Origin of the sequence: Winogradskyella sp., from assembly GCF_965656915.1 — a bacterium.
GTDB lineage: Bacteria > Bacteroidota > Bacteroidia > Flavobacteriales > Flavobacteriaceae > Winogradskyella.
Genome location: NZ_CBFHMI010000011.1, coordinates 1 through 21,218, shown reverse-complemented (window position 1 = coordinate 21,218; position 21,218 = coordinate 1). Strand labels below are relative to the sequence as shown.

Genomic DNA, 21,218 nt, shown 5'->3' with positions numbered 1-21,218 from the left:
GTTTTTATATACACTTCCTTCTAAACAAAATGTATATTTGTGAGACACTAACTCAATTAATAAATGGAATGTATCTCGGTTTTTGATATGCTCAAGATTGGTATTGGCCCATCGAGTTCACATACTCTAGGTCCTTGGCGTGCTGCAGAGCGTTGGATACAAGAACTAAAAGATAAAAATCGATTCTACAAAGTAGAAAAGATACGTGTTGACTTATTTGGTTCATTATCTTTAACAGGAAAAGGTCACGCTACAGATTATGCAATAATGCTGGGCTTAAGTGGTGCAGATCCTGAGCGTATACCAGTTGAAAGTATTGATACTATCATCGATTCTGTAAAAAACCAAAATTTACTTTCATTCAACAAAGAAAAATCAATGGTTTTTAATCCAAAAACCGACATAGTTTTCAACCGTAAGTTTTTACCATTTCATGCCAATGGCATGACTTTTAATGCACTAATTAATGGCAGAAATTACAAGTCTACCTACTACTCTATTGGTGGTGGCTTTGTGGTACAGGAGGAACGAAAAATTTCTAAAGCTAATAAAATAATTTTCTATTGTACATTTCCTTATCCAACGGAAAAAGGCATTGATATGTTGAAATATTGTCATCAATTAAACCTTCCAATTTCGGGAGTTGTCCTAGAAAATGAAAAATCTATTAGAGATGAATTATCGATAGATTTTGAACTTAAACGTATCTGGAACACGATGCTCGAATGCATGTACGTTGGTTGTCATACAGAAGGTAACTTGCCAGGTGGTCTTAATGTAAGACGCCGTGCGTACGATATGCATAAAAACTTAATTGGAAACTATAAGTATCAAAATCCGGAAGATTGGTTGCAAACTATTAGAAAGACGGAAGTTAAATTTCGTCAGATCTTAAAATGGGTAAGTTGCTTCGCTTTGGCAGTTAATGAGGTTAATGCTTCGCTTGGTCGTGTAGTTACCGCTCCGACCAACGGCAGTGCTGGCGTTATTCCTGCGGTTTTAATGTACTACATGGTTATAGAGAATCATGAAGCTGACTTCGAGCATGTCAAAAAATTCCTTTTGGTAGCGGGAGAAATTGGTAGCATCTTTAAAAAAGGTGCCACAATTAGTGCTGCAATGGGAGGTTGCCAGGCCGAAATTGGCGTGTCTTCAGCAATGGCAGCTGCTGCACTTTGCGAATTACTTGGAGGTACGCCAGAGCAGGTTATAGTCGCTGCTGAAATTGCAATGGAGCATCATCTTGGACTTACCTGTGACCCAATAGGTGGCTTGGTTCAAATTCCATGTATTGAGCGTAATTCTATGGGAGCAATAAAAGCAATCAATGCAGCTGAATTGGCAATAGACACAGACCCAAACAATGTTAAAGTACCACTGGATAAAGTCGTTAATACCATGTGGGAAACTGCAAAAGACATGAATAATAAGTATAAAGAAACTTCAGAAGGTGGTTTAGCTATTGGTGTTAACTTAACAGATTGTTAGAAGTAGAGCTTACCCTAAACTTTCCAGAGAAAAAGAACTATTGCTTTTACTTATTTCTTCTAATCGTATAAAAGAGAACGTCTTCCTACCTGGAAGATTTAGATGCTTTATTGACAATCATCTCGTCTTCTCGTATCCACGAGGTAAATAATTTTCCAAGTATCCTCTTTTTTTATAAGTTGAAATGAGTTGACACCGCAATGACTAAATTTTCCATTATACCAAAACTCATATGGTGTCCATGCATTGGCCATGTTTCCATCCACATTAATAGTAAACCCTAGTAGTTTTTCTTCAAAAGATCGATCCTTGGGAATACTTGTAATGTTTTTTACAAAATCGTCGTAATTCCTTTCTTGCAACACAGTTTCACCATCTTTATTTACAGAAATTGACTGCATTTTAATATTCCCTTTAGCCATAGACTTTAATGCTGTGGAATCTTGTTTATGTAAAGCGTCAAAAAAAGAAATGATAGCCTGTTTTACATTTTCATTTTCATTTTCAGATTTTTGTGAATATGAATTCAATCCGATACATAGTGCAGTGATTATTAAAAAGTTTTTCATAAGATTGAAATTTTGCTTCAAAATACAGCTTCGTTAGTATTTCTATCTTAGATTAAAGAAAAGTTTAACAAAACTCATTATTTTTACGAACCACATAATATAAACAGTATGTCAGTAGCTAAAAAAGAATACAAAAGAATAACAGTTAAGACCTTAGTAGACATGAAGTCGAAAGGTGAAAAAATATCAATGCTCACCGCTTACGATTATACCATGGCAAAAATTGTAGATGGTGCTGGTATAGATGTAATTTTAGTTGGTGACTCAGCGAGTAATGTTATGGCAGGTCATGAAACGACTTTACCTATTACCTTAGACCAAATGATTTATCATGCCTCTTCAGTTGTTAGAGCTATTGAGCGCAGTTTAGTAGTTGTTGATTTACCGTTTGGAACCTATCAAAGTGATCCGAAAGAAGCTTTACGCTCTGCTATTAGAATTATGAAAGAGTCTGGTGGACATGCAGTGAAATTAGAAGGTGGTAAAGAAATTAAGGATTCTATTAAACGCATACTAAATGCTGGTATTCCAGTGATGGGGCATTTAGGATTAACACCACAATCGATATATAAATTCGGTACATACACAGTAAGAGCTAAAGAAGAACAAGAAGCGCAACAATTAAAGGAAGACGCTTTAATGTTAGAAAAGGCAGGATGTTTCGCCATTGTTTTAGAAAAAATACCTGCTGCCTTAGCAAAAGAAGTTGCAGAAAGTGTATCTATTCCTGTGATTGGCATCGGTGCTGGTGATGGCGTAGATGGACAAGTATTGGTTTTACATGACATGATTGGAATGACCCATGAGTTTAATCCACGTTTTTTACGTCGATATATGAATTTATATGAGGATATGACCAAAGCTATCGGACAATATGTAGACGATGTTAAATCTCAGAATTTTCCGAATGAGAAAGAGCAATACTAAAGTAGTTATTGCAATATCATTTCTAAGTCAATAGGACGTGAAATATAAAAATTGGTCATTTAGAGTTTTTATGTATTCAGTGTTTCTAATTTTAGTTTCATTTGTAATTGAGACAAGGTTCCTGACATTACTTTATCATTTTTCTATAGTCTTGGGTTTGGTGTTTGGCATAATATCTTTCATCAAAAAAGAGGATACTGATTATAAAACGTATATTGGTTTTATAGGTAATATTATTCTATTTATAATATTTGCTTTACTAAATATTTTTGTTTTTAAATCTATTTACTATGCCTAAAATTTTATCCAATAGCTCTAATTTACAAGTTCTCTTTGAAGACAATCATATTATTGTCGTTAATAAACGTGCTGGTGATATTGTACAAGGAGATAAAACGGGAGATAAACCGCTTAGTGACGTTGTAAAAGACTATATAAAGGAGAAGTATAATAAACCTGGTAATGTATATCTAGGTGTCGTGCATCGTTTGGATAGACCAACCACCGGAATCGTTTTATTCTCTAAAACCAGTAAAGCTTTGCCTAGATTGAATAAACTCTTCGCAGAAAAAGAAGCACAAAAAACCTATTGGGCCTTAGTAAAAAATATGCCACAGAAAAATGAAGACAGACTAATACATTGGCTTAAAAAGAATCCTAAAAACAATAAATCTAAAGCCTATAACAAAGAAGTTGCAGGTAGTAAAAGAGCCGTTTTACGTTACAAGGTTATAAAAAAATTAGACAATTTTTATCTAATAGAAATTGATTTAGAAACCGGAAGACATCATCAAATCCGTGTGCAATTAGCCTCAATAGACTGTCCTATTAAAGGAGATTTAAAATATGGTTTTAATCGTAGTAACAGAGATGCCAGTATTAGTTTGCACGCAAGAACATTAGAATTTATTCATCCTGTAAAAAAAGAACCTGTTAAAATAACAGCTCCATTACCACAAGATAAATTATGGGATGCTTGTAATTAATCTGTGGATTTAAAGGGATAGGTTATGGTAAGATTGGTACCATTACCGTTATTAGATTTTAGGCCTAAATCTGCATGAATTAACTTTGCACGTTTTTCCATATTAATAAGACCAGAACCGCGTTCTACTTCATTCGTATCAAACCCTTTACCGTTATCATTAACCACAACTTTTAGGATATTTTGATTATAAATAATCATTACATGTAACGTTTCTGCTTCGGCATATTTTAGTGTATTAGAAAAGAATTCTTGTAAAATTCGGAATAAGATAATTTCATCTTTTTTATTTTCAAAATTCACTTTTTCTCCTGTTATTTTAAACGAAGTTTTTATTAATCCTGAATTCTGTAATCGCTCTAGTTCCTTCTTAACTGTAGTATCAAATCCTTGGTTAAAAATCACATCACTATTCAAAGATTTTGATAAAGCTCTTACTTCAGATAATGAATCTTTCAATGCTTCAGCAGCATTTTCTACTTTATATTTAACATCTTCACCTACAGCTTTAGCTACTGCATTTAGCTGCATCGTTGCTACAGCTAATAATTGCCCAACATTGTCGTGTAATTCTCTTCCGACATGCTTTAAAGTTTCTTCCTGTATTTCTTGTTGGGTTTTAACCAATTCTTCATCAAATTTTTGCTTTTGTTTTATTTTATCTAATAATAACTGATTTTTTCTACGCTGAAACGTCGTAAAAAATATTACAAAAACAGCAATTACAACTAACACAAATAAGGCTACATAGCCAATTAATACAATTATCTCGGTACTAATTTCCTTTTGAATCTGAGTGGATATAAAAATGCAAAAATGTACCATGAATACAATATAATATTAGATATGTTCAAAAAATAATTCCTGAAGGCTTTAAACTCACTATTGACCTCACGATAATAATCATTAAAAATAAATAGAGGAGTAATGCTTATGTGCCATAGGATTAATGCAATTATTACATAAAACACTGGTGACTTATAAAAATTGAGCAACTCATTACCATTTAATAATTCTCTCAAATAGAGCATTACCATAATTAAAATTATAAAAGTCAAAATAACAATATCGTAAGGAATTCCAGAATCGAAAAAGTTAGATGCAATTATAAAAAAGCTCAAATAGAAAATAAAAAAGCCATATGTCAAACCTTTAATGATAATATGAGACAACTTCATTTTTGTTTGGTTAACCATAAATAGACCTAGCAGATAAACTGTTACTGGACCGTAAAAAATATTGTAAAGCCAAGAGTTACGTTTAAACTTAGAATTTTCTAGAAGCTTAATGAATTCAATGTCAAGTACATCATACAAGTAAGGATACATAGCTAAGGTTTCAATCCCTACAATAAACCAAAGATACCAAACAAACGGCTTAATTGAATTATCTTGTGTTTTTAACCAATAATATGAAGCTGCTAAGGCTGCTCCTAACTCAAGTAAATGGAATGTAAAAACAAGAGTTGACATTTTTAATTTTGTAAAACTATTGAGGATAATTAGCACCAGGTGGATGTCCATCCTCGCCTAAATTCAATCCATTTGCACCAGGAATATCATTACTACCTTGTGGTAAGGTAAACAAACTACCTTGCGCAACACTCTCAGAACCTGTAGGAATAAAAAACATAGTTGTTAAACCTGTCTCACCTTTAGTTCCTGGGTAAGATCCTAAATACAAACGTAAACCATCCATAGTGTAACCTAGTTCACCAGCTTGGTTCTCAGCATAGTTAATATAGTTTTGGATATCATCAATTGACCACCAGGATGATCTATTATCACCAGTTGTTGACTTCTTAAAAAGCGAATCGTTAATTACACTGTACTTAATATTATAAGCCTCATCTAAAGTCCTTGCTTCTTTTGGAGTTATTAAACCATTTGGCTTATTTATTTCCACCTCTGTTACAGCCTCAACATCTCTGCAACAATAAAAATACATTGCTAAAGCACCAATAATAATACCAAGAATAAGTAGTCCGAAATTTTTCATAATAGTCGAAAGAGTTAATTAATAGTTGACCCTAAATTATTGAATTTAGCCGACATAAAAAACTATTATTAAAATTTTTCTTACAACTTCAGTCCTTTAGTCTGATTTTTATATGCGTTGCCGTAGATTTTTGACTTAAACTATTAATCGCATTTTCTGTTAATTGAAGTAATCTAGGATAACCACCTGTAGTCTGACAATCGCGCATAAGCACAATAAGTTTTCCAGAAGGTGTTAATTGAACTGTCCCTGGTAAAACAGGGGAAGTTAGTATTGGAGACAACTGATTTTCTATATTAGACTCTAGCTGATAAGCCATTCTATTATTATATTTTGAAATCTTAATTTCCTGATTTAAGAGTTTGGTGATGTCTTGCTCTTTTAGCAGACCAAACTCTGGGCCTTGATAACATTCTAAAGTAGAAGCATTCAATTTTTTATTATCGTATTTGACACTAGCGTTTGCATTTCCAGATGTATTACTACTTCTATATTCAATTTCATCTCCGTCTGCTAATTTTATCTTTTTAGTTAGATTAAGATACATGCTTCTACTATTAAAAACTTGTTCAGTTAAAAACCCATTCTTAATCGCTACATAACATCTAAATCCTGTTTTTAATTTTCCAAAAGTCAATTTATCATTTGTATTAATTGACACGATGGCATTCATTGCACTTGCTTTAGAATTTAGCATAGGTTGCATATTCGCTCCCGAAATTACGATTTGAGTTGGCTTTAAAAATTGTAGAGTTGGACCAGACATGGTAATTTCTAGTGTAGCACAATCTAAAGAATTGCCCAATAATGCATTTGCAAACTGACTTGAATACGAATCCATAGCACCAGAAACAGGAACTCCGTACTTTGCATAGCCCAAACGTCCATTGTCTTGTATGGTTGAATAAAACCCAGATTTAATAACGTTAAGCATGTTTTACAAGGGTTTTATAATCAAAATTATCTAATAACACTTGCTCTTTAATTGTTTTATGACGTGCTTTATCTATGTTAACAAACTTTATATTATCACCTGCATTTATAAAACATGGAGGAGTCATAGAAACATCAAATAAATCTATTGGACAATTACCTATAATATGCCATCCACCAGGACTTTCTTGAGGATAGATACCAGTTTGCTTTCCACCTATACCCACAGATCCTTTTTTAACATCTAATTTAGGAGATGCCTTTCTATCTAAATACAACTGTTCCTTTAAACCACCTAAGTATAGAAAACCAGGTAAGAACCCAATAAAAAACACAGTGTAAATTTCACTTGTATGCAAATCAATAATTTCTGATTTTGATAGACCCTTTTGTTTTGAGAATGACTCTAAATCAGGTGAAAATTTATCTGAATAGCATACTGGAATTTCAATAGTTTTAGATGATAAAAATGACTCAGAAGATTTAGTTTTATATATACTCTTTAATTCGGTAAAAACATCAGAATTATCGTTCACTTCTTTATCGAAAGTAATTACTATTGAATTATAGCCATTTATTACTTCAATTATTCGTTTAATATTACTTTTTTCAATTTTTGATTTAAAAATGAGTATATCTTTCAGTATGGTATCACTTATTATTTCAGGCCATTGAATCAATACGGCCTTTTTTCCATAGAATGAATATTTTAAATCATATTTCATTTAATTAATATATCATGTTTAGGTAATTCTTTGTTTAAATATTCAACAATCTGAATGGCATTTTTTGTATCTCCATGAACACAAAATGTTGAAGCCTTAATTGGCACTTCATCACCTTGCAGTGTTCTTACAATTCCATTTTTAATCATTCTTAAAACATGATTCAAAATTTCATCCTTACTTCCTAAAATTGCATCCTTCTTTTTACGTGATACGAGGGTTAAGTCCTGGTTATAATTTCGGTCTGCAAATGCTTCATAAATCACATTAATATTTTCTTTTAGAGCTAATTTGGCAATAACAGAATCATAGGGTGCATATAGTTCTACTGGTAATGCTATACTCTTTAGCACTTCGATGACAACCTTAGCGGTTTGCTCATCTTTTGCAGCCAAATTATATAATGCGCCATGAGGCTTAATATGATGTAATCGTGCATTTTCACTATAAAGTATATTTTGTAAAACACTAATCTGATGTTTTAAACTGGAATATAAATCTGGAGCAGACATGTGCATGTCAATTCTACCAAAGTTTGCTTTATCAGGAAAAGATGGATGCGCACCAATTTGTACCTTATGCTTCTCTGCCAATCTGATAACAGAAGTCATTGTTATTATATCACCTGCATGTCCTCCACAAGCAATATTACATGAAGATAAATATGGCATTAATTGGGCTTCATTATTAAGCCCCTCACCTACATCTGCGTTAATATCTATGCGTATTTCTTTCAAAAATTATATTAGATTAAAAACACTAAGTATACCTTTTCCTCCTAAAAAGATAGTGATTAAAAGAATAATAAATCCAAAGATATTTTGAATATTAGAGTTTCTATATTTACCAAGTACAACTGTTTTATTCATAACCCAGAGTAAAAATCCTGCTATAATTGGTAATAGTATGCCATTGGCAACTTGAGCGAATTTTATAATTTCTATAGATTTAAACCCTATTGAAGAGAATATTACACCCAAACCAAGTATTAACATCCAAACAGCTCTAAATTTTCCTGATTTTAGATTTGAATTCCATCCCATACAACCACTTGCTACAAACGCAGCCGCTAGAGGTGCTGTAATGGCACTAGTAATTCCAGCTGCAAATAAACCTGTAGACAGAAAGTACTTAGCGTTTATTCCGAATAAGGGTTCTAATCCTTTGGCCAAATCAGAAGCATTAGAAATATCTTGTTCTGGAATTGCAGCAGCAGAAACTATAATACACATAGATACTAAACCACCTAATACGACTGCGATTATGGTATCTTTTCTTGCAAAACTTAAATCTTGGGTATTCTTCCATTTCGTTTTTGCCAGCGAAGCATGTAAAAACAAATTATAAGGGACAACGGTTGTTCCTATTAGTCCAACTATGGTTAGAATGCTATCTTGTGGAAACCTAGGAACTGCAATTGATTTTACAATTTCAACCATATTTGGGCTGGTAATTATAGCTGTAGTCACAAATGCCAGACTCATTAAAATGACCATAAATACGAGTGCTTTTTCAATAATCTTATAATTACCCAGATAGAGTAAAATAAAGGCAACTAAACCTATTAGAACAGGTATTAATGAAACATTTAAACCCACTATTTCTATATTCGGTCTACCTAAAATAGTTTCAACACCTAGAGCTCCACCACTAATGTTTCCTGCTTCGTAGGCAGCATTACCAATTACAATTGCGCTAATTATGAGTACAATTGCAAAGTTTCTAACATAAGGATTAGAAATTTCTTGTTTGATAATCTCAGACAGACCTTTTTGCGATACAACTCCCAGTCTTGCTGCCATTTCTTGTAAAACGGCGGTAGCTAAAATGGATAAAACCATTGCCCATAGCAATGCAAAACCAAAATTAACACCTGCTATTGTACAGAGGGTAACAGTGCCAGGGCCAATAAAAGCGGCTGCAACTAGTGGTCCAGGACCTATATTTTTAAAGAATTTCTTTATCATTATTCGATTGAATTCAATGCATAAATCGCGAAACTACCTAACCAATGACCACCTTCGTAACTATCACCAACAATACTTGGTAATGAATAATTAATATGTGCATTAGCTAAGTTCTTAAGATGTGCAAATTCAGGTAAATCCTTTGCAATATAATTTAGACTCCATGCTCTGGAAAAGTTTACTCCATCTAGATGCACCAATTTACCATCCGTTCTGTCTGATACTTTACCGGTTTCAACGGTGAATGATTTGTCTTTTAATTGTGGCAAAAAGTTCTTTATCCAGTACCTAAATTCATCTTTAGACAACACACGTTTCATTAATGCTGCCTCCTCTAAACAAGGTGATAAAAAATCGAAGCCACTTGGTTCCCATCCTAAAGGACAATCTTGATCATTTAGATAAAACTCTTTAGCGCGTATTTCAATTAATCTCTTCAATTCTGTATGATTGACTGAAACTGCATAATCATAAGCAAAACTTAACCCAAAAGCTGTATTTGGGTGCTCACCTACTCTAATGGGGTAATTTAACTTAGGTAAAAATTCTATGTATTTTTCAACAATTAAAATCGTTAATGGTTGCAGATTTGTTTCTAGTTCTCTGGCCAACTCATCGTCCCAATAATGCAATTCCTCGGCCAACTTTAACAACCAGGCCCAACCATAAGTACGCTCGTATGATGTGTTATACTCACCATAGAAATATGCCACTTCCTTTTCTATATTTTCTTGTGATATACTTTGCAGCAGCCATTCTTTCATTTCTGTACTTTTCTCTAAATTAGGAAACTGACGTAATAAACTCACCATACTCCAGTGTCCATGTACGGCAGAATGCCAATCAAAACAACCATAAAATGTTGGGTGTAATTCTTTAGGTCCTTTTAAATCGTCGTTGCCACCCAAAGTTTGTCCAAGTTTGTTAGGATATTCTGTTCCCACACATGCTAATGGCAATTCTGCTAAACGGTTGGCTTGCGCGAGATTTAAAGTTGGTGTTTCGACAATAACTATATCTTCTGTTAAAACAAGTACTTGTTCAGAAGTGTTTTTGCAATTATAAATAAGAATACACACTAAGAGTAGATAGGCTTGTTTCATAAAACAGGTTATTTTAATTAGTCTCTAAAATACAATTTTTGAGGGTCTCATTACTTAATAGATAAATTTAGTAATTTGAAAACACACTCAAATTTTCACCCCAACCAGCCTTCTCTGTCTAAACTTCTATATTGTATAGCCTCACTAATATGATTACCTAAAACTTTTTCTGAACCCTCTAAATCAGCAATAGTTCTGGCGACTTTAAGAATTCTATCATACGCACGAGCAGATAAATTTAAACGCTCCATAGCAGATTTTAATAACTGCAGTGACGCATCGTCTAATTTACAGTGCTCTCTTATTTGTTTGGTATTCATCTGTGCATTGTAATGCACATTCTCTAAGGTGTCAAAACGTTTTGTTTGTATTTCTCTTGCCTTAGTCACTCTTTTTCTAATATCAACTGAAGACTCACCTTTTCTGTCGTCTGAGAGTTTTTCAAACGGCACAGGAGTCACTTCAATATGAATATCTATTCTATCTAAAAGTGGTCCAGATATTTTGCTTAAATACCGTTGCATTTCTGCAGGACTAGAAGTAACTGGAGCATCAGGATCGTTAAAATAACCACCAGGACTAGGATTCATACTCGCAACAAGCATAAAAGATGAAGGGTAAGTGACTGTAAACTTAGCTCTGGAAATAGTCACTTCTCTATCTTCTAGCGGTTGGCGCATTACCTCTAAAACTTCCCGTTTAAATTCTGGTAATTCATCTAAAAACAATACTCCGTTATGAGATAATGAAATTTCACCTGGTTGAGGATAACTTCCACCACCAACAAGGGCAACATTAGAAATGGTATGGTGTGGACTTCTAAATGGTCGTTGTGCCATTAGACCAGCATGCGCCTGAACTCTACCTACCACTGAATGAATCTTGGTAGTCTCTAATGCTTCATAAAGTGTCATGGGAGGTAGAATACTTGGTAAGCGCTTAGCCAGCATCGTTTTACCAGAACCAGGTGGTCCAATTAAAATAATATTATGTCCACCTGCAGCAGCTATTTCCATACAGCGTTTTATACTTTCTTGCCCTTTAACATCAGCAAAATCGAACTCTGGGAAATCAAGATTTTTATAAAATTCTTCTCTAGTATTAATCTTAACTTCTTCAATGAGCTCACCTTTATCAAAATGATTAATAACTTGCTTGATATTATCCACACCAAAGACTTTCAAATCATTTACTATAGCCGCTTCTTTGGCATTCTGCATAGGTAAAATAAAGCCTTTAAAGCCTTCTTCTCTGGCCTTAACTGCAATAGGCAATGCACCTTTTATTGGTTGTAAGCTACCATCTAAAGACAGTTCCCCCATTATAAGATAGTCTTCTAAATTTTCTACTTTAATTTGATTTGATGCTGCTAATATTCCTATGGCAAGTGTAAGGTCATATGCTGAACCTTCTTTTCTTAGATCTGCAGGTGCCATATTAATCGTGATTTTTTTACCCGGAATGCGGTATCCATTATTTTGAAGTGCTGCAGCAATTCGGTAATTACTTTCTTTTATCGCATTATCTGGTAAACCAACCAAATGATAACCTATACCTGTGTCTACATTCACTTCTACAGTAACGGTTGACGCTTCAACACCAAACACGGCACTGGAAAATACTTTTTTTAGCATATATCTTTATTTAATGGCTTAGTAAATAAGTGTATTTACTGTGAGATTTTACCTAAGCTTCCCAAAAGAACAGAAAATATTTTAGGAATCAAAATGAATAGAAAATACAGTTAAAATTAAAGATGTAACTAATTGAAAAGGTGCATTTCGTCGAATAATTTCAACATTTAATAGATGTTTTAACATTTTACACTATGTTTACCCACCCAAATTTAATTAATATGAAAAACCTACTACGTTCAACAGTAATATTGGTAGCAACATCTTTGATGTTACTTTTTGGCTGTACAGCCGAAGAAGAACCGATACCTTGCGCCTGCGAAGAAGTCTTCTATCTAGAGCAAAAGTATCAGCCTGAAGGTGATGATACCTGGTTGTTAGAGAGAATTGAGACAAGCCGAAACGCAGTTCCTTGTCAGGACGAAACTGATTTTGTGAGGACAGGAAACGGTACTGAAGTGAGTCGAATAGAATGTGATGATTAAATTATAAAAGCCTCTCTATTTTAAAGAGGCTTTTTTTATTACTGTTCTTTCACAAAATCCAACGCACGTTGCTCATTGTAATAAATATTCTTCTTGTCTATAAAACCAACATGACCACCATATTTAGGCATTTCTAAGAAAAGGTTAACATTTGTTTTAGCTGCCTTTACAGGATAACATTCTGCTGATAAAAAAGAATCATTAAGTGCATTAACTATTAATGACGGTATATTTATATTTTGTAAATATTGTGAACAACTTGCTTTTTCATAATAATCAAAGGCATCTTTAAAACCATGTGCCTTAGCTGTGTAAACATGGTCGAAATCAATTAAACTTTTAATAGAATTATACTCGTTGATTGTTAAATCTTCTGGAAACTGATTAAGTTTTGGTTTTAATTTCTTTTTTAAATGATCTAAAAACCGAATCGCATAGTGTTTATTCTTTAAGCTTAATAATGCATCACAAGATCCTTTTAAATCACACGGTGTTGAGACAGAAATTACAGCTTTAACTTCCTTAGGAAGATTAGTACGTTCTCCGACATATTTTAAGGCCATATTCGCACCAAGACTAATGCCCTTTATATAAATATCGCTATATGCATCTTTAGATATTACATGATTCACAACAGCTTCTAAATCTTCTGTCGAACCAGAATGATAACTACGATATAACAAATTTGGTTCACCACTACAGCCTCTAAAATTAACAGCACAGGCATCCATGCCATTATCATTAAATAGTTTTGCCGTACCCGTAATATATGGTCTTTGAGCATGACCTTCCAAACCATGTAAAAGAATTATTACTTTCTTAGACTTTTGCTCTGAATAACTCCAGTCTAAATCTATAAAATCTCCATCTGGTAATGTAATACGTTCCCTAGTTTGTTCTACTCCATCTACTTTTCTGGCTAAACCAGAAAACACAGTAGACACAAAACTTTTCTTTGCCCAGAATGGTGGTTTGTAAGTTGATTCAATTATTGGCACTACTATAATTATTTTAATACTGTAAATTCAACAGCTGAATCATTATAAACGCGATGTGTTTGAGCTTTAAAATCAGATTCCGCTGCTTCAAAAATATTGTCTACATAAGTCTGTGGGTTTGCATCTATATATGGAAAAAATGTACTTTGAATCTGCACTTGAATTTTATGTCCTTTTTTAAAAGTGTGAAATACATCTTGCAATTTTAAATTCACCGCTGTCTTTTTGTGTGGAACAAACGGCTCTGGGTTGCCCATACTGTTTCTAAAGCGCCCTCTCAATGTTTCACTGCGAATCATCATATGGTAATTACTTAATTTTAAATGGTCTTGAACGTCTTCTGTATTCTCCATGTCTGCTGGGAACACATCAATTACCTTTACAATCCAATCAGCTGACGTACCAGTGGTTGAGACGTTTAGTTTTGCCAATATATCACCAGCTAGTGTTATATCATCTTCTAAAATTTCAGTTTCAAACGTTAAGACATCTGGTCTGCGCGACGCAAAGCGCTGATCGTCTGTCATGAATTTTCGTGGTGTGAAAACCACTTTTATATCTTCTGAATAAGGTACAGGTTTTTTAGGATCACTAATAAAATCTGACGTTGCTATCATCCTATTAGTTTGTTGTGTTAATCGTTCATCAGGTTGTAAAAAGAAACTTTCTTTAACTACGCCTTTTGGTGGCCAAGACTCAAAAGACTGCCAAGTTTTTGTACCTGTGTTAAACATGTGTGCTTCAGCTAGACCAGTTTCACCATTTGCTTCACCTTTAAGAAAATGATTAAAGAATTTTGTTTCAATATTTTTTTGAAAGTAATCAGAGATACTATCTCCAAAATGAATATTTCCAATAACCTGTCTTTCTCTGTTTCTTGCCCAATCACCATGACTCCAAGGACCAAAAACTAAAGTGTTGTAATTATCACTGTTTTCTTCTATACTTTCATAGGTATTATAAGGACCATATAAATCTTCTGCATCAAATTGACCGCCAACAATCATAGTTGCTGGTTTAATATCCTTTAAATGCTGAATAATTCCTCTACTCTGCCAAAACTCATCATAGGTAACATGCGTTTTTAATTGCTCCATAAACACATTGGAACTATCATAATACTTATTGAGTTTACTTAATGGCATATGATCTAAAAAGAACTGATATTGGTCTTCTGTTCCTATATCCGGAAACTGATACCATGATTCTGTTGTTGGTGTATCTTTCATATATCCAAATACAGAGCTTGCTCTCCAATAACTCAATAAATAAGCACCATTGTGGTAAAAATCATCGAAAAAGAAATCACCGATGCATGCTTGTGGAGACACTGCTTTTAGTGCAGGGTGTGAATCTAAAAGTGAATACGTCGCATAAAAACCAGGATAGGATATACCGTATGTACCAACATTTCCATTATTGATTTCTACGTTATTTACCAACCACTCAATAGTGTCGTAAGTATCACTCGCTTCATCGGTTTGATTACCTGTTTTATTAGGAATATAAGCACGCATATTATCATAAACTCCTTCACTATTCCAGCGACCACGAACATCTTGATACACCATAATATTTCCTTCTTCCATTAAATACGTATTTGGCCCTACTTTGGCAGGATACTCAGTTTCACCATATGGTCTGCAACTGTATGGTGTTCGTTTTAATAAAATAGGATAGACTTTGGTAGTATCTTTGGGTGAATAAATGGTAGTGTGAAGTTTAATGCCATCACGCATTTCTATCATTACCTCTTTTTTAGTGTAATTGTCTTTGGTAAAACTATTTTCCGCATCAGCCATTTCTGGTGTTTCAATAGCCTGATGTTTAGTTTCCTTACAACTTAAAACCGTAAATACAACTAATGTAACTAGTAAAAATTTTTTTATCATTATATGGTTGGGTTTTGAAAAAGCTAAAGATAATCTATTAGAAAGAATAAAGTTTGAAAGAAATGTTAAGACACCTCAACGGTCGTAAACTTAAATGTATCACCGTTAAATAATCCTTTATCACTTAATTTTAATGAAGGAATAACCAGCAATGCCATAAATGAAAGACTCATGTAAGGTGCATGTAATTGACTTCCTAATTGTTTTGCTATTTTATCTAATTCCGCATAAGCATTACCTATGGTTTCAGCATCCCTATCACTTATTATACCTGCGATAGGTAAGGGTACTATTTTTTCTGATGTTTTAGATACAGCACAAATACCTCCTGTATTATTTATAATAAGATTTACAGCTTTACAGATGGCCTCATCTGAAACTCCAACGGCAACAATATTATGAGAATCATGCCCAACAGAAGATGCTATAGCGCCTTCTTTTAGTCCGAAATTTTTTATAAATGAAATAGCTGGCTTAGCATTGTTATACCTATTTACTACAGTAATTTTTAGAATATCCCTTTCGGTATTTGAAATTAAGTTTCCATTTTCAATAGAAGAATCCTCGATAATTTCATTGGTCACCAATTCACCATCTAAACATTCAATAACTCGTATTTGTTTGGCATTAGATTCAAATTTAAAATCTGAAACAGCTTTGTTATTAGTGTTGAAGTTATTTAAGATCTTAAATTCAACATGCTTAATTTTTGAAACACCATGGTCATATACCAAATCACCATTAATGTAAGTTTGAAGTGTTTTGAAGTCTTTTAAATCTTCGATAATTATTACATCTGCATTATCACCTTCATTTAATAAGCCAACATCTAAATCATAATGCTTAACTGGATTTACACAAGCCACCTGTAATACTTTAAAAACATCTATACCTTTTGCCACTGCTCTTGCGCAGAGTTGGTCAATATGGCCTAACAACAAATCATCAGGATGTTTGTCGTCACTGCAGAACATCATATTTTCAAAATGCTCATCCATCAAATTTATCAAAGCTTCAAAATTCTTGGCAGCACTACCTTCTCGAATGATGACCTTCATCCCTTTTTGAAGTTTCTCTAAGCCCTCTTCGTAAGTAAAACATTCATGATCAGTTGAAATACCTGCAGAAATATACTTGGTTAAATCATCACCTCTTAATCCTGGCGCATGCCCATCAATTGGCTTATTATAATATTTTGCCCATTCTAATTTTTTAAGAACTCCTGAATCGTCGTAAATTACACCTGGATAATTCATCATTTCTGCCAAATACTTAATATCAGGATTTGCCATTAAGGTTCTTATATCATCTGAATCAATAACTGCTCCAGCAGATTCAAAATTGGTTGCTGGTACACAACTTGGTGCACCAAAATTAAATTTGAAAGGTGTCTGCTTTCCATTCTCTATCATAAACTCCACACCTTTAACTCCAAGAACATTAGCAATTTCATGTGGGTCTGAAACTGTTGCTACCGTACCATGTCTGACAGCGACCTTAGCAAATTCTGAAGGCACCAACATAGAACTTTCTATATGAATATGAGCGTCAACAAATCCAGGCAAAATGTAATGCGTTTCCTGACAGTCTTTTTCTTCAATCCATTTTATTCTGCCGTCTTCAACAGTAATTTCACCTTTAAAGATTTTACGATTATGAATATCAACTATGTTTCCTCTTAACTTCAATTTAATTCTATTTTCAAAATAGTGTTTGTAGCGTCTGAAACTTTAAATCTTCCATCTGCTCTTTTCCCAACTACCCAAATAATGTCTTTTCCAGATGTTAGTACCCAAGTATTTTCTTTTTCTATTAGAGATGATCTTTCGTCTTTTAGATATTTACTCAGTTTCTTTTTACCCTTCATACCTATTGGATTAAAGGTATCACCTTCTTCCCATAATCTCATAGTTAAAGGCAAAGAAAACTTTTTCGCATCAACGTAGATGGCATTTTTTGATTTTTTCTTAACTACATCAGCTATATCAAAACATAGAACTCCTAATGGTGTTTTTATATCGGATTTTAATTCTGAAATTAAAATTGGCTTTAAACCTTCTGTTTTTAAACCACTTAATATTAAATAGTTGCGATGCTTTATTAATCTATGTGTTCCAGACTTAATGTATTTACCAGATTGTGCATTTAATAAACGCTCTACATCATCCCACTCTGTAAAACCATAATCTTTGAACATTTCATATAGATAGGCTTGAGTATTATTCACCTTTTTAAATTCTGATATTTTATAGGTAACACCTCTCTCATCAATATTTACGATTGCACGCTTGGCTACTGCATTTAAACTTTCTTCGACAATATCTGCGGTATCATTAAGGTTTTTAATGGTGTTTTTGAAGCTATCTAATAATTGAGGATTAATTTCCTTTAGAATGGGCACTACCTCGTGTCTTAGTTTATTTCGTAGGTATTTTCGTTTCTTATTGCTGCTGTCCTCACGCCATGAAATTCGATGTTCTTTTGCAAAAGATTCTACATCACCTCTCGAAAATGGTAAAAGAGGCCTAACTATATTTTCATTTAAAATAGGTATACCTGTTAAACCGTTTAAGCCTGTTCCTCGAGTAAAATTAATTAAAAACGTTTCTAAATTATCATCTGCATGATGCGCTGTTAAGATATAATCGAACTGTAATTGATTTGCTAATTCTTTAAACCAATTATATCGTAACTCTCTTGCTGCCATTTGTATAGAGCACTTATGCTCATTTGCATAGGCTTCTGTATCAAAATTTTGAACAAATATTTCTACATCTAAGTCATCGGCAAGATCGATAACAAATTGTTCATCATTATCACTTTCACCTCCTCTTAAATTAAAATTACAATGCGCTAATGCAAGATCAAGATTGAGTTTCTTGCACAAGTGTGCTAGTACCACACTATCAATTCCTCCTGAAATCCCAATGATTAAACGCGAATTATTAAGCAGCTTTAGATTAGTGTCTATATGATTTTTTAAGGCTTTTAGCATTGTGTAAATATACAATATTGACAAAGGCTATCAATCTATATTTTTATCAAAATGACAATTATCATAAAAAAGTTAAATAGTTATTAATAGCTTTAAAAGAACAAATAAATTAAAAGTTATGAGCACATATAAAGAACTCTCATCAAAATCTGCACAAACTGCTTTCGACAAAAAAGTACTTTCTGCTGTATCTCACTTACATCCCTATGTAAAACACAGAATCTATATAGCAGAAACTACTGGTATTTTGCCAAAAAACATGTACTCATCTAATGGTATTATTGATGAATGTATAATAGAACTCTACAGTAAAGGCTTTAACATTGAAGCTGAAGCCATGGCTGTAAAACTAGAACTCTTCAAGCTTGTTGATAACTATATGAACGAACTATTTAAGAAGGAGGCTTATCATAAAAATACAATTAGTACAGATTCTATTTTAAAAGATGAACTATCTAGATTAGGTGAAGATTATACCATTGATGCTGACCTAGACTTAGTCTTAAATACTGAGTTGAGTGACATATCATATCATCAAGATTATAACAATCATTTGTATTTATATGATGATAAACAAACCTCAATTTTAAGAGCATTTGAATTAGAAGATTTATCTAAATCTGAATCGCCTAAAGTGTTTGGTCGTTTTTATAATTGGCTACCAATTAATATTTCGAACATTGTTGATTTATACATTTTTGGAAATCTAGATTTTGACGATATCGCAAAAATTAAAAACATTAAGACCTCTCGTGTTGAACTTATTTTTGAGAAAGTTAAAAAGAGTTTTAGAAGCCACCTAGAATAGTTAGTTTTCTAACACTTCGTGCATTGCTTTAGCCTTTACAAGGCATTCCTCATATTCCTTGAGCGGATTACTTTTGGCTGTTATTGCGCTACCTACAGAGTATGAAATGTATTTATTTGTGGCATTGTAAAGAATACTTCTTATGATGACATTGAAATCAAAATTACCCTCTGGAGTAAAATAGCCAACACTACCAGAGTACAATCCGCGCTTAGTTTCTTCTAGGTCTTCAATAATTTTCATGGCTGAAATTTTTGGTGCTCCAGTCATTGAACCCATAGGAAAAGTGGTCTTCAGCAACTCAACAGGCACTAAATCTTCTGATATATTAGAAGATATAGTAGATATCATTTGATGAACTTGTAAGAATGAGTAAACTTTACACAATTCTTCTACAATTACACTTCCCTTTGTTGCGGTATGCGATAAATCATTTCTAACCAGATCCACAATCATAATATTTTCACTTCGTTCTTTTTCATCAGTAGCCAATGCTTCAGCAAATTGCTTATCCCTTATGGGATCTTGTGATCGCTTTGCTGTTCCTTTAATGGGTTGTGAAATAACTTTTTGCCCATCCTTTTTTATATAGCGCTCTGGAGAAGCCGACAATAAAAACTTGTCATTTAGTTTTAAAAAAGTTGCAAATGGTGGTTTTGAAATGTGATTAAGCCTATTAAAAGTTACTAATGGATTAATAGCACTGTCCTCTGCATAAAACTCCTGACAAAAATTAGCTTCATAAATATCACCTCTTTGGATATGAGATAGCATTTCATTTACCTTTTCGAAGTAGTCGTCTTTATGGATTCTGAGTTTTATTTTAATTGAATCATTAGATTTTTGTATACTCTGTTCCTTAGACTCTATTATTTCTTTTAAGTCGTTTTCTAATTCATCATCTACCATTTTGAGGTATTGAATGTCTACCTCATTACCTTTAATCAGAAATAGCTTTTTAGGTTGAAAAAAATATAAATCTGGAAATTGCAGACCATCAAAATTATTTGATTGCAGAGCCTCAGTAGTATTCTTTAAATCGTAAGTTAAATAGCCAAAAATCCAATCTTTTGTGGTAGATTGATATTCTTGCAAGTGCTCAAAGGCATCAAAATAATCTGTTTTTAAAGATGTAAAGGCGTCTACCGCCAAAATTGCATCGTAACTACCATACTTATCGTTATAATTATTAGAATCTAGCCATACAATGTCATCAAATTGCTGCGCCCACAATAGGAGTTGTTGTTTGAAATTTTTAGGATACTTTAAATGACGAGTGACTCTTGTTCTCAAAAGAATAATTATTAGTGCAAATTACCGAAAATTACACTTCAAAATAAAATTCTATTTATAATTTGATGCTTATGGTGGTACTTCATTTGAAAATGTATCTTTGCCTCATAAAACAAAGGTTTTGACATTTCAAGATTTAAATTTAAACACACCACTATATAACGCCATAGAAGACTTAGGGTTTGAAGTCCCTACTCCTATTCAGGCTGAAGCTTTTAACAAAGTAGCTTCTGGTAAAGATATCGTCGGAATTGCCCAAACAGGTACAGGAAAAACGTTTGCCTATATGCTACCAATTTTGCGTCATCTTAAATATTCTAGACAAGATAACCCAAGAGTTCTGGTCCTTGTTCCTACCAGAGAACTAGTAGTACAAGTGGTAAGTGAGATTGAGAAAATGTCTAAATACATTAATAAT

The 21,218-nt window shown here is 33.2% G+C and carries 21 protein-coding genes; 6 read left to right on the top strand and 15 right to left on the bottom strand.

The features are described 5' to 3' along the window. The first annotated feature begins 63 nt into the window (after nt 1-63). On the top strand, nt 64-1,488 hold the full coding sequence (locus ACTG3Y_RS05130) for an L-serine ammonia-lyase (protein ID WP_439151849.1): 1,425 nt from the start codon (nt 64-66) through the stop codon (nt 1,486-1,488). Between the two features lie 107 nt (nt 1,489-1,595). Here ACTG3Y_RS05130 and ACTG3Y_RS05125 read toward each other — a convergent pair whose 3' ends face one another. Continuing rightward, nucleotides 1,596-2,057: a nuclear transport factor 2 family protein gene (locus tag ACTG3Y_RS05125; RefSeq protein WP_439151848.1), complete on the bottom strand. Its 462-nt coding sequence runs from the start codon at nt 2,055-2,057 to the stop codon at nt 1,596-1,598. 108 nt (nt 2,058-2,165) lie between these two features. Here ACTG3Y_RS05125 and panB point away from each other — a divergent pair, with 108 nt between their 5' ends. Together panB and ACTG3Y_RS05115 are read left to right on the top strand one after the other, a co-directional pair. After that, the gene (panB, locus tag ACTG3Y_RS05120) at nt 2,166-2,984 is read left to right on the top strand and encodes a 3-methyl-2-oxobutanoate hydroxymethyltransferase (RefSeq protein WP_439151847.1); all 819 of its coding nucleotides are present in this window, start codon (nt 2,166-2,168) and stop codon (nt 2,982-2,984) included. Between the two features lie 290 nt (nt 2,985-3,274). Further along, complete coding sequence (locus ACTG3Y_RS05115) at nt 3,275-3,970, top strand: RluA family pseudouridine synthase (protein ID WP_439151846.1); 696 nt, start codon at nt 3,275-3,277, stop codon at nt 3,968-3,970. Here the strand turns inward: ACTG3Y_RS05115 and ACTG3Y_RS05110 are convergent. From ACTG3Y_RS05110 to ACTG3Y_RS05070, 9 genes are all read right to left on the bottom strand, one after another. After that, a complete protein-coding gene (locus ACTG3Y_RS05110) occupies nt 3,967-4,794 on the bottom strand; it encodes a sensor histidine kinase (protein ID WP_439151845.1) in 828 nt (275 codons plus the stop codon). The two genes, ACTG3Y_RS05115 and ACTG3Y_RS05110, sit on opposite strands and share 4 nt — an antisense overlap. Continuing rightward, nucleotides 4,734-5,441, bottom strand: coding sequence for a hypothetical protein (locus ACTG3Y_RS05105; protein ID WP_439151844.1), 708 nt, complete (start codon nt 5,439-5,441; stop codon nt 4,734-4,736). The genes ACTG3Y_RS05110 and ACTG3Y_RS05105 overlap by 61 nt, the downstream gene beginning before the upstream one ends. Before the next feature lie 16 nt (nt 5,442-5,457). Next, nucleotides 5,458-5,967, bottom strand: a complete 510-nt coding sequence (locus ACTG3Y_RS05100) for a hypothetical protein (protein ID WP_439151843.1) — start codon at nt 5,965-5,967, stop codon at nt 5,458-5,460. Nucleotides 5,968-6,055: 88 nt separating this feature from the next. Beyond that, nucleotides 6,056-6,901, bottom strand: coding sequence for a biotin-dependent carboxyltransferase family protein (locus ACTG3Y_RS05095; protein WP_439151842.1), 846 nt, complete (start codon nt 6,899-6,901; stop codon nt 6,056-6,058). Then, nucleotides 6,894-7,625 (bottom strand): 5-oxoprolinase subunit PxpB, encoded by a 732-nt coding sequence (gene pxpB / locus ACTG3Y_RS05090; RefSeq protein WP_439151841.1) that lies wholly within the window; start codon nt 7,623-7,625, stop codon nt 6,894-6,896. Before pxpB ends, ACTG3Y_RS05095 begins: the two co-directional genes overlap by 8 nt. Further along, a complete protein-coding gene (gene pxpA, locus ACTG3Y_RS05085) occupies nt 7,622-8,362 on the bottom strand; it encodes a 5-oxoprolinase subunit PxpA (protein WP_439151840.1) in 741 nt (246 codons plus the stop codon). The genes pxpB and pxpA overlap by 4 nt, the downstream gene beginning before the upstream one ends. A gap of 3 nt (nt 8,363-8,365) precedes the next feature. After that, a complete protein-coding gene (locus ACTG3Y_RS05080; RefSeq protein ID WP_439151839.1) occupies nt 8,366-9,592 on the bottom strand; it encodes an Nramp family divalent metal transporter in 1,227 nt (408 codons plus the stop codon). Further along, the gene (locus tag ACTG3Y_RS05075; RefSeq protein ID WP_439151838.1) at nt 9,592-10,695 is read right to left on the bottom strand and encodes a DUF2891 domain-containing protein; all 1,104 of its coding nucleotides are present in this window, start codon (nt 10,693-10,695) and stop codon (nt 9,592-9,594) included. Before ACTG3Y_RS05075 ends, ACTG3Y_RS05080 begins: the two co-directional genes overlap by 1 nt. 95 nt (nt 10,696-10,790) lie before the next feature. Continuing rightward, the gene (locus tag ACTG3Y_RS05070; protein WP_439151837.1) at nt 10,791-12,329 is read right to left on the bottom strand and encodes a YifB family Mg chelatase-like AAA ATPase; all 1,539 of its coding nucleotides are present in this window, start codon (nt 12,327-12,329) and stop codon (nt 10,791-10,793) included. 221 nt (nt 12,330-12,550) lie between these two features. Between ACTG3Y_RS05070 and ACTG3Y_RS05065 the strand changes: the two genes are divergently transcribed. Further along, nucleotides 12,551-12,814, top strand: a complete 264-nt coding sequence (locus ACTG3Y_RS05065; RefSeq protein ID WP_439151836.1) for a hypothetical protein — start codon at nt 12,551-12,553, stop codon at nt 12,812-12,814. Between the two features lie 38 nt (nt 12,815-12,852). On the opposite strand, the gene ACTG3Y_RS05060 is transcribed toward ACTG3Y_RS05065, so the two are convergent. The 4 genes from ACTG3Y_RS05060 to tilS form a co-directional block, all read right to left on the bottom strand. After that, the gene (locus tag ACTG3Y_RS05060) at nt 12,853-13,812 is read right to left on the bottom strand and encodes a YheT family hydrolase (protein ID WP_439151835.1); all 960 of its coding nucleotides are present in this window, start codon (nt 13,810-13,812) and stop codon (nt 12,853-12,855) included. Between the two features lie 8 nt (nt 13,813-13,820). Beyond that, the gene (locus tag ACTG3Y_RS05055) at nt 13,821-15,704 is read right to left on the bottom strand and encodes a CocE/NonD family hydrolase (protein WP_439151834.1); all 1,884 of its coding nucleotides are present in this window, start codon (nt 15,702-15,704) and stop codon (nt 13,821-13,823) included. 65 nt (nt 15,705-15,769) lie between these two features. Continuing rightward, nucleotides 15,770-17,392, bottom strand: a complete 1,623-nt coding sequence (gene ade, locus ACTG3Y_RS05050; RefSeq protein ID WP_439151833.1) for an adenine deaminase — start codon at nt 17,390-17,392, stop codon at nt 15,770-15,772. After that, nucleotides 17,389-18,699 carry a tRNA lysidine(34) synthetase TilS gene (gene tilS / locus ACTG3Y_RS05045; RefSeq protein WP_439151832.1) on the bottom strand — a complete coding sequence of 437 codons (1,311 nt, stop codon included), beginning with the start codon at nt 18,697-18,699 and terminating at the stop codon, nt 17,389-17,391. Before tilS ends, ade begins: the two co-directional genes overlap by 4 nt. A 118-nt stretch (nt 18,700-18,817) precedes the next feature. On the opposite strand from tilS, the gene ACTG3Y_RS05040 reads away from it, so the two are divergent. Then, nucleotides 18,818-19,507: a hypothetical protein gene (locus ACTG3Y_RS05040; protein ID WP_439151831.1), complete on the top strand. Its 690-nt coding sequence runs from the start codon at nt 18,818-18,820 to the stop codon at nt 19,505-19,507. Here the strand turns inward: ACTG3Y_RS05040 and ACTG3Y_RS05035 are convergent, their stop codons facing one another. After that, nucleotides 19,508-20,800, bottom strand: a complete 1,293-nt coding sequence (locus ACTG3Y_RS05035) for an anthranilate synthase component I family protein (protein ID WP_439151830.1) — start codon at nt 20,798-20,800, stop codon at nt 19,508-19,510. 121 nt (nt 20,801-20,921) lie between these two features. Between ACTG3Y_RS05035 and ACTG3Y_RS05030 the strand changes: the two genes are divergently transcribed. Further along, nucleotides 20,922-21,218: DEAD/DEAH box helicase (locus ACTG3Y_RS05030; RefSeq protein ID WP_439151829.1), on the top strand; the 297-nt coding region annotated here is incomplete at its 3' end.